General features: G+C 41.0%; 15 protein-coding genes. 6 read left to right on the forward strand and 9 right to left on the reverse strand.

Going from position 1 to position 12,049, the window contains the following annotated elements; all coding sequences use genetic code 11:
* On the forward strand, positions 1-1,154 hold a 1,154-nt coding region (locus V7L31_RS00530), incomplete at its 5' end, for a tetratricopeptide repeat protein (protein WP_334694440.1).
* 46 nt (positions 1,155-1,200) lie between these two features.
* Here the strand turns inward: V7L31_RS00530 and V7L31_RS00535 are convergent.
* The 3 genes from V7L31_RS00535 to V7L31_RS00545 all read right to left on the reverse strand — a co-directional run bounded on the left by V7L31_RS00535 (position 1,201) and on the right by V7L31_RS00545 (position 2,333).
* The gene (locus V7L31_RS00535; protein ID WP_334694441.1) at positions 1,201-1,629 is read right to left on the reverse strand and encodes a type II toxin-antitoxin system VapC family toxin; all 429 of its coding nucleotides are present in this window, start codon (positions 1,627-1,629) and stop codon (positions 1,201-1,203) included.
* Positions 1,626-1,856 carry a type II toxin-antitoxin system VapB family antitoxin gene (locus tag V7L31_RS00540; RefSeq protein WP_015131253.1) on the reverse strand — a complete coding sequence of 77 codons (231 nt, stop codon included), beginning with the start codon at positions 1,854-1,856 and terminating at the stop codon, positions 1,626-1,628. Before V7L31_RS00540 ends, V7L31_RS00535 begins: the two co-directional genes overlap by 4 nt.
* A 228-nt stretch (positions 1,857-2,084) precedes the next feature.
* The gene (locus tag V7L31_RS00545) at positions 2,085-2,333 is read right to left on the reverse strand and encodes a DUF433 domain-containing protein (RefSeq protein WP_334694442.1); all 249 of its coding nucleotides are present in this window, start codon (positions 2,331-2,333) and stop codon (positions 2,085-2,087) included.
* Positions 2,334-2,583: 250 nt separating this feature from the next.
* On the opposite strand from V7L31_RS00545, the gene V7L31_RS00550 reads away from it, so the two are divergent.
* From V7L31_RS00550 to V7L31_RS00560, 3 genes are all read left to right on the forward strand, one after another.
* A complete protein-coding gene (locus V7L31_RS00550; protein ID WP_334694443.1) occupies positions 2,584-3,558 on the forward strand; it encodes a cysteine synthase A in 975 nt (324 codons plus the stop codon).
* An 85-nt stretch (positions 3,559-3,643) separates the two neighbouring features.
* Positions 3,644-3,964, forward strand: a complete 321-nt coding sequence (locus V7L31_RS00555; protein WP_334694444.1) for a (2Fe-2S) ferredoxin domain-containing protein — start codon at positions 3,644-3,646, stop codon at positions 3,962-3,964.
* A 43-nt stretch (positions 3,965-4,007) separates the two neighbouring features.
* Positions 4,008-4,976 carry a DUF5331 domain-containing protein gene (locus V7L31_RS00560; RefSeq protein ID WP_334694445.1) on the forward strand — a complete coding sequence of 323 codons (969 nt, stop codon included), beginning with the start codon at positions 4,008-4,010 and terminating at the stop codon, positions 4,974-4,976.
* A gap of 94 nt (positions 4,977-5,070) precedes the next feature.
* Here V7L31_RS00560 and ygfZ read toward each other — a convergent pair whose 3' ends face one another.
* Positions 5,071-6,066: a CAF17-like 4Fe-4S cluster assembly/insertion protein YgfZ gene (ygfZ, locus tag V7L31_RS00565; protein ID WP_334694446.1), complete on the reverse strand. Its 996-nt coding sequence runs from the start codon at positions 6,064-6,066 to the stop codon at positions 5,071-5,073.
* Between the two features lie 242 nt (positions 6,067-6,308).
* Positions 6,309-6,962 carry an RNA ligase family protein gene (locus tag V7L31_RS00570; protein ID WP_334694447.1) on the reverse strand — a complete coding sequence of 218 codons (654 nt, stop codon included), beginning with the start codon at positions 6,960-6,962 and terminating at the stop codon, positions 6,309-6,311.
* Positions 6,963-7,183: 221 nt separating this feature from the next.
* Here V7L31_RS00570 and V7L31_RS00575 point away from each other — a divergent pair, with 221 nt between their 5' ends.
* Together V7L31_RS00575 and V7L31_RS00580 are read left to right on the forward strand one after the other, a co-directional pair.
* A complete protein-coding gene (locus V7L31_RS00575; protein WP_334694448.1) occupies positions 7,184-7,324 on the forward strand; it encodes a hypothetical protein in 141 nt (46 codons plus the stop codon).
* A gap of 86 nt (positions 7,325-7,410) precedes the next feature.
* Positions 7,411-7,923, forward strand: a complete 513-nt coding sequence (locus tag V7L31_RS00580; RefSeq protein ID WP_334694449.1) for an anthrone oxygenase family protein — start codon at positions 7,411-7,413, stop codon at positions 7,921-7,923.
* Positions 7,924-8,060: 137 nt separating this feature from the next.
* Here V7L31_RS00580 and V7L31_RS00585 read toward each other — a convergent pair whose 3' ends face one another.
* From V7L31_RS00585 to V7L31_RS00600, 4 genes are all read right to left on the reverse strand, one after another.
* Complete coding sequence (locus V7L31_RS00585; protein WP_334694450.1) at positions 8,061-8,489, reverse strand: hypothetical protein; 429 nt, start codon at positions 8,487-8,489, stop codon at positions 8,061-8,063.
* Positions 8,490-9,061: 572 nt separating this feature from the next.
* Entirely contained in the window at positions 9,062-10,036 is a 975-nt protein-coding gene (locus V7L31_RS00590; protein WP_334694451.1) for a type I restriction endonuclease, read from the reverse strand.
* Positions 10,037-10,406: 370 nt separating this feature from the next.
* Entirely contained in the window at positions 10,407-11,081 is a 675-nt protein-coding gene (locus tag V7L31_RS00595; RefSeq protein ID WP_334694452.1) for a PEP-CTERM sorting domain-containing protein, read from the reverse strand.
* A gap of 325 nt (positions 11,082-11,406) precedes the next feature.
* Positions 11,407-12,033, reverse strand: coding sequence for a DUF642 domain-containing protein (locus tag V7L31_RS00600; protein ID WP_334694453.1), 627 nt, complete (start codon positions 12,031-12,033; stop codon positions 11,407-11,409).
* Between the last annotated feature and the right edge of the window lie 16 nt (positions 12,034-12,049).

Raw genomic sequence — 12,049 nt, forward strand, 5'->3', positions numbered from 1 at the left:
GTAAAGCCACTACCCTCCACAACATGGCAGGGGTATTCGCCCAACAAGGGGACATCCCAAAAGCGATCGCACTCTGGGAGCAATCCTTGGAAATATCTGAGCAGATTGGCGATGTCCAAGGTAAAGCCGCTACCCTCAACAACATGGCACAGGTATTCGCCGACCAAGGGGACATCCCAAAAGCGATCGCACTCTGGGAGCAAGACTTGGAAATATCTGAGCAGATTGGCGATGTCCAAAGTAAAGCCACTACCCTCAATAACATGGCAGCGGTATTCCGCCAACAAGGGGACATCCCAAAAGCGATTGCACTCTACGAGCAATCCTTGGAAATATCTGAGCAGATTGGCGATGTCCAAGGTAAAGCCACTACCCTTAACAACATGGCACGGGTATTCGCCGACCAAGGGGACATCCCAAAAGCGATCGCACTCTGGGAGCAAGACTTGGAAATATCTGAGCAGATTGGCGATGTCAAAGGTAAAGCCACTACCCTCCACAACATGGCAGGGGTATTCGCCCAACAAGGGGACATCCCAAAAGCGATCGCACTCTGGGAGCAAGACTTGGAAATATCTGAGCAGATTGGCGATGTCAAAGGTAAAGCCACTACCCTCAATAACATGGCAGCGGTATTCCGCCAACAAGGGGACATCCCAAAAGCGATCGCACTCTACGAGCAAGTTGTTTCCACACTTGCACAAATAAGTGCTTATAGTAATTTGGTAACAGCTCTGAGTAATTTAAGCGTAACGGATGAAAGTAACGGTTTGGTTTACCTAGCTCAGGCAATCTGGTTGACGCTGAGAATTCAAGCACCTTTAGTAAACACCATTCAGTTAATCCGTGTTTTATATAATAAAGTGCCTCAAGGTGATGAACTAGAAGCCGTGTTAGGAGCAACGGCAATGTTCTTTTGCAAACTTCGAGGTGAAGGTCATCCGCAGTTAGAGGAACTTCAAGAGCATAGTTTCAAAATTATATTAGATGCGGCAAATGCCCAAGGAATTGAAACAGAGGAAGCGTTTGGTAATTGGTTTGTTCAGCAACGGCTAAATGATCCAGAATATTTCCTCCCCCGACTCAATCAGCGCCTAGAGGAGATTGTCGGCGATGGGTGGTTGTTTGACCCCAGTCAGGTTGTGGGGGGATGAGGGAGTGCGAATATCTCGGCTCAATACCGGGTTGGGTGGTCATAATTTACACAAGACTGTAAGGATTCATAATTTTAACTGGTGTCAGTTTAAAATCATCAACATTACGGGTAACTAAAGTTAATTTATGATGATGTGCTGTTGCGGCAATTAGACTATCCATTACAGCTAATTTTTTACCTTTCAATTCGGCATTTGCAGAAAATTTTGCCCAATTATCTAAAATATCATCGGTTAGCGGTAAAATATGAGAAGTAAATTCAATTTCTACTCTTTGCAGCCATATTTTTAGTTTTTGATATCGTTCAGGTTGTGAGTCTTGGATCTTATAAATCCCTTTTTTTATTTCAGCGATAGTAATACTACTTAAAAATAGTTGTTCAATCGGTTGCTGATTAAACCATTGACTAACTTGGGGGTTGGGAGCTTTTTTAACAAACTCAGACATTACACAGGTGTCTATTAGATAAGTCATAGTTCAAAATTCCTACCTGTGTCTCTATCACGTTCAAACAACGAGGCGATATCATCTTCAGCAGATTCGTCGTCTATAAAACGTAGTCGCTCAAATAAAGGCAGTTCTTTTTTTTGTTGCTGCAAGTAATTGGATAATATTTTAATGACTGCTTCCTGTGGATTTTTATAGTGACTGACTGCAATAATTTCATTAATTAGTTCATCATCTATTGTGATAATAGTCATCGTTTTGTCCTCGGTTGTGTAAAATACAATTTATGCAATCTGAATAATTTTTTTAAGCTTATTGCATACTTATAGAAAAGATTCTTCACGCATACACTCTGCTGTAAAAGCAAATACTGCCCTTAATGCTTCTGGAGTTAAAGTAGCCCTCTTTTGTCACTCTCCGAAAACATTTGCCATTTCTGGATTCTAGAGCTTTTGTATAGCAAGCGATCGCGCGATTCTTTTCTAATAACAAATACAAGACCAATTTTTTTCTAATAGTATAGCTTGTATTGATTGCCTCATCAGGCTTCTAGCGATCGCCCTCCCGGAGAGTGACAGAAGAGGGGTAGGATAGTTTTCTACCACTTGTTGTTCTGTCCATCCTGCTGCAAACAAACCCAATAAGAACTCTACAGATAAACGAGTTCCTTTGACAGTCAGTTTACCCAGCAGAATTTTGGGGTCTGAATGAATGTACTGTTGCCAGTCCATAGTTTGTACTCCGACTAAGCTACAGCTATTGTTGCACAGGATGATGATTGGTTGGCTTGGTGAAGAGGGGATGCGATCGCGCTACTCTTAAATTAATTGCTGACAATATAACCAGCTTATGCAATTCCTAAATATTACACTGCCAGATGCGATCGCTTAGGCAACTATGATTATTATTGGATTGCCGAGTGGGGAAATGCGATCGCTATAAGCCAAAATTTTTATAGATACTCACACAGGTACAGTCAAAATGGATATTAAAAATGGCTTCGTCGGCACTGTTGGCAACACACCTCTGATTCGCTTAAACAGCTTCAGCGAAGAAACAGGGTGTGAAATCCTTGCTAAAGCAGAATTTCTCAATCCTGGCGGTTCCGTCAAAGACCGCGCCGCACTTTACATTATTGAAGATGCAGAAGAAAAAGGTCTACTCAAACCGGGTGGCACTGTTGTCGAAGGAACCGCCGGTAATACTGGCATTGGACTAGCTCATATTTGCAACGCCAAAGGTTACAAATGTCTAATTATCATTCCCGATACCCAGTCACAAGAAAAAATAGACGCACTGACAGCACTGGGGGCAGAAGTTCGTCCCGTTCCTGCTGTACCCTACAAAGACCCAAACAACTACGTCAAACTATCTGGCAGAGTTGCTGCTGAGTTAGAAAATGCTATTTGGGCAAATCAGTTTGATAATTTAGCTAACCGCCGCGCCCACTACGAAACCACAGGGCCAGAAATTTGGGCGCAAACAGATGGTAAAATAGACGCATGGACAACTGCAACTGGTACTGGTGGTACTTTTGCTGGTGTGTCGTTGTACTTGAAAGAACAAAATCCGGTGGTTAAATGCGTTGTTGCCGATCCCCTGGGTAGTGGACTTTATAGCTATGTCAAAACTGGCGAAATCAAGATGGAAGGAAATTCCATCACCGAAGGCATCGGTAATAGTCGTGTCACAGCCAATATGGAAGGCGCACCAGCTGATGATGCCATTCAAATAGATGACAAAGAAGCTTTGCGGGTAGTTTACCAACTGCTGAGGAAAGATGGGCTGTTAATGGGCGGTTCAACAGGTATTAATGTTGGGGCAGCTGTTGCCTTAGCGAAGCAGTTAGGCCCAGGACATACCATTGTCACCATCTTATGTGATAGTGGTTCTCGGTATCAGTCGCGGATATTTAACCCGGAATGGCTAGCCTCAAAAGGACTTTCAATAGATTAGTCATTGGTCACTGGTCATTAGTCATTAGTCATTAGTCATTAGCTTCCAACTTTTGACAAATGACAAATGACAAAGGACAAAAAAAATGAACAACATAACTCAATCATCAAACTTCTCCACAAGTAGATGTGTGCAAGTTTGTCAAAATCGCACCTGCAAAAAGCAAGGTGCAGCCAAGGTATTAGCCGCTTTTGCAGCTTTGCCAATCCCTGGTGTAACGGTAACGGCTAGCAGTTGTTTGGGACAATGTGGCAATGGGCCGATGGTGCTGGTATTACCCGATATGGTCTGGTATAGCGGCGTTCAACCAGATGAAGTATCTCTACTGGTAGAACATCATTTGCTAAGTGGTCAAATAGTCAAACAGATGCTCTATTATCGGTTTCATCCCCAAAAATCAAACTAAATTATCAATGTCTGCAATCTTGTTGAATGAAGAGAGGCATCCAATGAATATCCAACAGCTGCGTCAATCCTTGAAACAAAACTGGCTGAGTTACTACGAGCAAAATATTTCCTGGTTGGTCAAAATGCGAATTTGGGGCACTTACGATGGTCTGCGCCGTCCTTTGTCCGGTTTTATTTTGGCAACACTGTCTGTTTTGGAACCCCAATTTGATGAAATACTTTCTTTTATGGTGGATCTGAATAACGATCCAGATAAAATAGTCACCGCTTTAGGTCTTAACTTTAATCCTGACAAAGAGTTACGTTTAATAAAATCAGAGTATTCTATGGCTACAAGCCAAGCTGAAAACGAGTCGCCAGATGAGAAGTATTCTGAGGATAAACATCTGTCATCGGTTGTAACTGCTACCAAGATTGCACCTGATTCTTCTGCTAAGACTCTAGACTCCAAGTCACCAAGCACCGATCAACTTGTGCCATCAGTTACAGCCACAACGGAGGTAGTTCGCACACGCAAACCTGAGTTAGTAGTTGCATTAGCTACTAAAATTGTTCCAGATACTCCGGTAAAAACGCCATCCTCCAGTTTTCTAAGCGAATATCAACCACTACGTAGCAGCTTTGCAGATTATCATCAGACATCGCCCCTTGAACGCCTCCCTTCAGGAACCTCGCTGACGATGACAATGACTCCTGAGGTTAATAGCAAAGCCAAAACTATGCCATCTGTGGCATTAGCTACAGAGGCCAAAAGCAACGCGGTATCTGCCCGAATGCCTGTAGGCGCATTCTTGGCAATTACCACTGAGATTAACAGCAATGGTAAACCAGTGCGATCGCTAGCAATTACTACTGAGCTTAAAAGCAACGGTAAACATCAGAATATTCCACCACAAGAAGTTAAAAGCAAAGTGAATTTACCAACCACTAATGCCCGTAATCTAGCTTCTTGGGTAGATGAATTTTGTCAAGGTACTAAATGGGATGGGAAAGAGGATATTTTGATTTGAAATGGGGATTGGGGACTGGGGATTGGGGACTGGGGATTGGGGACTGGGGACTGGGAACTGGGGATTGGGGACTTAGACCTCAAGCAATTACGAATTATGGATACTCGTGAGAGACAAAGGGGATTTCTACTATTTCACCCTCAATTTCTCCTACTTTGACTTTTAAGCCTACGCCACCAGCTTTAGTGCGAATGTAACCTAGTCCAAAGTAACCATCAGCCGTTTTTGTGTAACTGGTAAGTTTGCCGACCTTTTCATCTCCAATTGCGATCGCACTTCCCACTTCCGCAGGGGCACTGAGATGTATTCCAAAAAGGTGTTGTTTTACACCTTTATATGTATTTAACCGAGCAATGGTTTCTTGCCCAATATAACAACCTTTATTAAAAGAAATTGTTTGCCACAAACCAACTTCTAGGGGATTGTAATCATCTGTGAGTTCCGAATCTGGGGCGGGGCGACCTTGTAAGATTCGCAAAGTATCCCAGGCGCGATCGCTCATCTCAACTGCCCCAGCCTCCAACAATTTGTTCCACACTGTTGCTTTATCAGTATAGGGGAAAGTAAACGTGTATCCGGGAGCCGCTAACCCGCTACCCACAGCAATCCGCACTCCCTCGGCAGGAGCAATTGTATATACTTTGTGACTACCATAAGGTTGGCCAATGAGTTCGCCAATACCCAGCTTTTCTAAAACAGCGTCACTTCCTGGGCCAATGAGGCTGAAGGTGTTGGTGTATTCTGTGATATCAGATAATTCCACCTTGTCGGCAAAGAAAATATATTTATCTAGCCATTCCATGAGAAACTGACGGCGGTTAGGCGAAACCAGCAAGATTACCGCGTCTTCTCTCACGTAGGCGGTTACTAAATCAATTGTTCTGGCTGTGGAAGTGACGAAAACTGTATCACAACCTTGTCCTGGCTTGAGTATTTGGAAATTGTTAGTACTTTGGTTGTGTAAGAAATTGAGGCGATCGTCGCCAGACACTTTGATGCGTCCCCAGGCGGTGCGATCGCATATTGCAACCCCAACTCTGGCGGCTTCGATAGCTGCTGCGTCTTGATCGTCAATTGTAGATGTTGGCATGGTGATGAGAAGTTGCCCTGTTTCAATGTTGTCGCATTGGAAATCTTAACAAATAAGCGTTTGCAGCTTCAATCACATAGGGGATTACTTAAAGCCAGTTCTGACTTTTCACGTTATGTGGAAAAGCTAACGATTGACCTAACCCCTTACCCCCTTCCCGTTTCAGTGGGTAAATTCAAAGTCTCTCTTCTACAAGGAGAGAGGTTTTCCAGATACCGTGAAAAGTCAGAAAGCCAGTTCCCTTATTCCCAATATGTTTTCCAATCATCCTTGAAAGCTTGCTGTAATTTATTCATATAAGCATAGGTTTTAATTTTCACCATCCATCCGTTATTACCGTTGCTGCCGCCTCCTTTGCAGATAACACCTTCAGCTACACCATATTTACCTTGTCGAACATCATCAATAAATTGACCTGTGATTTTACCGCGATAAACAACTCGTGGAATGTGCAATTGGTTAAAATATTGAATAAATTGTTCAGGAATAATAATATATTTATCTATTTGAACATCAAAGAGAATTAGTTGTTTTGGGTCATCTCTTCGATGCATTCCTGCAAAAGAGTTAGTCCCCAGAAACTCTGTAAACACAGTAATTTCAGTGTATTGACAATTAAATTTTTCTTGAAATACTCTTTCTAAAGAGGCAGCAAAATCTCTGTTAAAAATCTCAGCAGCTTCTTCTAAACCTGGATGTGCTTTGTTAAATTGTGCAATTCCCATATCATCCAAATCAAACCGATCTCGACGTGTACCAAAGGCATACCACCCAAGCTCTGATTCCCAAACCCAGTGGAGATTTGTACCATCATATTTCTCGAAAGCGATACAATGCTCCCAAGGGCAATTTTTACTATCTGGGATTTTAGGATAAACAAGTTGTACTCGTGCCATTGGATGAAAATACTGTAAATTACTTGTATTATAAATGACTGCTTGAGGCAGGCACATACTACACTTTCTCGGAGTGGGAGCAAAATTTTAAACAGGATTACGGAATTGAGATTACATTGCTTGGAGTCACAATTATCAGAAGAACTTCTTGCTTGATCCACTTTCAGGAAGAAATCTTGAAAACAGCCAAATGATGAAACCTATAAAGGAGAGAAATCAACATGAGCGACAATAATAACTCACAACCCACAGAAGGTAAACCACAACCTCCGAAGACAATAGGAAAACCAATTAAGACCGAATTCATTAGCCCACGACAACAACCAACAGCAGAGAAACCATCAGATACTAATACTAATTGAGAATAATGAGTCTGGTGAGCAAAAGTTAACAGATGCGATCGCATCGGCTCATCTTCAAATTACCCAAATGGTTGGAGGATAAGGCAATGCTGCAAAATCTGATTACTCAACAACATTATTTTGTGTTGAAGCTTTTCTCAGCACTGGGATGTGGCTTAATAGCCGGAGTATTCTTCGCCTTCTCATCCTTTGTGATGAGTGCCCTTGCCAGACTCCAACCAGCACAAGGCATTGCTGCCATGCAATCTATCAATATCACAGTGATCAATCCATTGTTCATGATAGTGTTCTTGGGAACAGCTGCGGCCTGCATCTTTCTGGCTATTTCCTCGCTATTAAAGTGGCATCAACCTGATGCCGCCTACTTGCTCCTTGGCAGCTTGCTGTACCTCATTGGTACTTTTGGCGTGACAATCGTTTTCAATGTGCCACTCAACGAAGCGCTGGCGAAAGTCGAGCCTGACACTGCCATAGGTGCAAGCCTGTGGTCTAGCTACCTTAGCAACTGGACAATCTGGAACCACATTCGAGCAGCAGCAGCCCTTGCAGCAGCGGCATTATTCACTATTGCACTCTGTTATCGAGTGGCAAAATCGTAATATTTTACCGAAACAGAATTCAGGAGTCAGGAGCCAGAATGGGTTAAACGCCCCGCTACCGCTACGATATCGAGCGTCTTCATTCTGACTCCTAAATTCTGACTTCTGAATTCTTCTTCAATTTTCTTCACCAATTACTAAATCGGTTTTCTAGTATTATTTAATTTTGTGCCAATAATTGATTGCTCTTTATCCTTTATAAAAAATTTAGAACTATTAATTCTAATAACGTCATAATGTTCTGGGATAAATACAGAAGCTAAAGTAGCTGCGATATCTGCAAGAGAAATCTTAAAAGCTAATGGTATCCTGAAATTAAAAAATGAGCTTGGCATTGCTCTAACATTTAAATACAATTTTTTTTGACTTACGTACCATACCCCAGTAAATTTATTACCTGTTATGATTTCTTTCGGTCTAGAGAAAAGAAGTATTTGAACTCTGGTTTGTTCATAAGTCATATCATCTCTAAATTCAATAGTGATTTTTTCCGAAGACGTATCAAAACGCCATTTTCCCAAAAGCAAAATTTCTATTTCTATATCAGAATGCCTACTATTATCCATATTTATCCTCAAAGTTAGTTTTATCTCTAATTTTTGCTATAAATTATAGGAAACTTTCGTTACAAGTTTTTGTACGAGAAAAGAATAAGCGCATTCGCCAAACCAACCAAGACTTTACCCGCCAAGCTCCCATTGAAAGGTGTTCTGTAGATGATTTTGGGGATAATTCCAAGCTATCTTGGTCAATGATGCTACTTATAACTTTAACTAACAGATAATCTCAGTTTTATTAAGAAAATGCAATAGCAACTTTAAGACTGTTAATTGTCTTCACGCTCCACCTAACTAGAGATTTAAGACAGTTAAGACAGTTAACGTTCCTTAAGGTGAAAACTAGTGTAGTGCAAGCTTTTAGATTGCCTCGTCTGCCTCGTTCCCAGTCTCCGACTGGGAATGCTCGTCGTTGAGGCTCCGCCTCTCTTAGGATTTGTGTGAAAGCTAGATTTAGCAAGCTATTCCAAATAAATATTGACAAAGCGAATTTAAACGCGAGAATAAATCTAAAATTAAATAATAGAGCCAGTAATTTGATTGCTAGGGTCAACCTAAAATCCAAAATTGTCTGGCCAGTCTTAGCGCGAAGATTTTTTGAAATACTGTGTAGTACAAAAAGGTCGGCGAAGCAATTTTTTCCTAATGCTGGTTCCGTTCTCCTCAAATACTATCAAGTGCAATACTTGCTCTAGGAAACGCCGTTTGTCAAAAATACCTTGAATCAGCACCTCTAGTTCAGTTGCGCCCTTGGCAGGAAAGTCCTCGCCATCAATGGTGCACCAGGGTAAAAACTCCTGCCAATCTGAGGTTAATGTACTGACTCGTGCCCGATTTCCATAAGTAATAACTAGGAATATATTGTAGGAAAATAGCTTTGGTATTTGTTCGATGTAGGTCTGAATTCGCTGATAACCTTCTTTGAAAGTAGCCTGTTCATTACTGGGCTGAATCGAGACAATGACTGCCAAAGGTAAACCGTTGATAAACACAACTACATCAGGATAGTGAACATAATTCCCCTCAACTACAGTTAAGGGATGAATAGCTAGCCAATCATTGTTTAGTAGATTAGACGTATCAATGAGCGACACTGTGTCATGAACTATTTCTTCGTTACACAGATATTCAACTTCCACACCATTGGTCAATAATTTGTGAAAGCGACGGTTATTTTCCAGCAAATCAGAACTCGGAATGGAAGTAACCTGATGGATAGCTGCGGCGATCGCTTCATCAGGTTTTTTTGGGTTAATTTTCTGCAAAGCCTGATGGAGGCGCTGATACAAAACCACTTCACTACAACTACTCCGTCCAATCTGGTGCTTACCCAAGGCAATATCTGGCTCTAATAAAACTGTATAGCCAATAACCTCGAACCAAGTAAGCGCATACGGTGCGATCGCTTTGCCCGCCCCAGTTATCCCTTCTCTACTTTCGTGTCGCTGGCTTTTAAGTAGGGGTATCGCAGACTGTGTAAGGTAAAAACGGCGGCGAAGTTTTCTTGTAACACGACTCGCTTTGACAGTTATTTTTTTTAGCTGTGCTGGATTCATGAAAAAGCTTGTGCCTAGTCTATTGGCATTAGTTGGTATATTTTCGATGGAGTAAGTCGGCGTAAAAATTTGTCTTTGGGATAAGGCAGAAGGCAGGAGGGAAGAGGGTTTTAGTCTAGTTTATTTTTCTTCACATAGTTTGGTTTTATTGTGCCAACTTACTCATACGACTTAATACTAACTATCAAAGCTGAACTCGATCGGCAAGATTGTATCCTGCGCTACATTTGTACCAATATTATTGGTAATACGTAAATGCAATAGCATTGAGGCATGACAAATGACAAAATCCCTCATCATTACCACATAGTAATTTGAGGGATTTGCAATTCTGTTATTTTATGAGAGTGACAAAAAAGGGCTATTTTTTCTAGCTAATTGCCTTCTTTTTCTTCAAGCATCCTCCTAACAACCCAGCAGTTAATACTATTCCTCCAATAGTCGATGGTTCAGGTACAGTAATAGTCACTGGTTTTACACTCACATTATCCAAGTATAAAGAACCATAGCTAGCTCTACCACCCAACTTTAACTCTGTAGATGATGTTGTCGCCACAAAATTTAAGTCATATTGTGTGAAAGGATTTCCAGCAACGTTTATAGTATTTATTTTATCAAAAACTTGATTTCCATCGACAAAGGCCTGAAATATATTATCAACTTGACTAACATCTTCATCTGTCCCTAAAAAGAAACTGAGATTATAGTTACTACCGATAGTTGTAGCCAAATTTTGGGATATGTAAGCAGGATTTACAAATGAACCAATTGATAAACCTTGATTACCACTATCATGCTGAGGAAAATTGTTAATTCTAATCCCTGATGTATCAAACGGATCGCCAGATTTAATCCAGTCTGTAATATTAGGATTTGGAACATTGGGATTGTTAGGATCTACGAGAGGGTCGAGTTCAAAGCTTCCATTCCTAACAAGTTCTACTGCTTGTGCTGCGGTATTATAAGTATTGGTAATCACCACAGTACTAGCTAAAGTAGTAGTAACACCAAAAACAATAATTGAGAGTTTTTTAGTTAACTTCATGAAACTTGACTCCAAATAATTTCAAATTCTGACAATTCAAACAAGTTGATACTTACATTCATTACTTTGTCAATTTGCCAAGCTAGTTTGAGGGTTTGCAGTAAGCACTTTAGGTCTTTTGAAGAAGAATTCAGGAGTCAGAATCAAGACGCGACGCTCGAAAACTCGCTAACGCTGCACTACCCACCATTCATACAGAATTCATTCTGTTAGCGGATAGCTAAGGTTTAGCCCATTCTGACTCCTGACTCCTGAATTCTGTTTGATAAAATAAAGTACTAAAGTTCTTACTACGAATTAAACTTGACCGACTTCTACATCAGGTTTAATCATCCGCATCATCGATTACTTCATCCCCATAGTTTGCTCCTTGATGTTCAGGTGTAGTTTTCACACTCACATCATCCAAATATAAAAATCCATACTTAGCTTTAGAACCAAACTTGATCTCCGTGGATGTTGCTTTAGCTTTAAAATCTAAGGTGTATTGCGTGTAGGGTTGGTAAGGAGTATCCTTTTTCACAGAAACTTTTTTTCCACCTATAAAAACCTTAAATTTATTCTTCAGGTTAGGTGCCTCTTCTATGGATGAAAAATAGTAGGTAAGTTGGTAGTGTTCACCAGGAATTGTAGGGATCGTCTGTGATATGTAGCTAATGCCTGAAAATGAACCAAGCGATAAACCTTGATTACCAGTGTGAGGAAAGTTGCTAATTGTAACACCTGATATATCTATCGGCTCACCGGATTTAACCCATCCTGTAACATTTGAATTCACAATGTTGGGATCATTAGGATCTGCGAGAGGATCGGTTTCAAATCCCCCGTTGATAATCAGTTCTTGTCCTTCTGCTTGTGCTGCCGACTTATAAGTATTGGTAATTACGGCAGTATAAAGGAAAGCAGTGGTCAAACTACAAACAATAATTGAGAGTTTTTTAGTGAACTTCACAAGACATGACTCCAAA

The sequence above is a fragment of the Nostoc sp. genome, from assembly GCF_036916655.1.
Lineage (GTDB): Bacteria > Cyanobacteriota > Cyanobacteriia > Cyanobacteriales > Nostocaceae > Nostoc.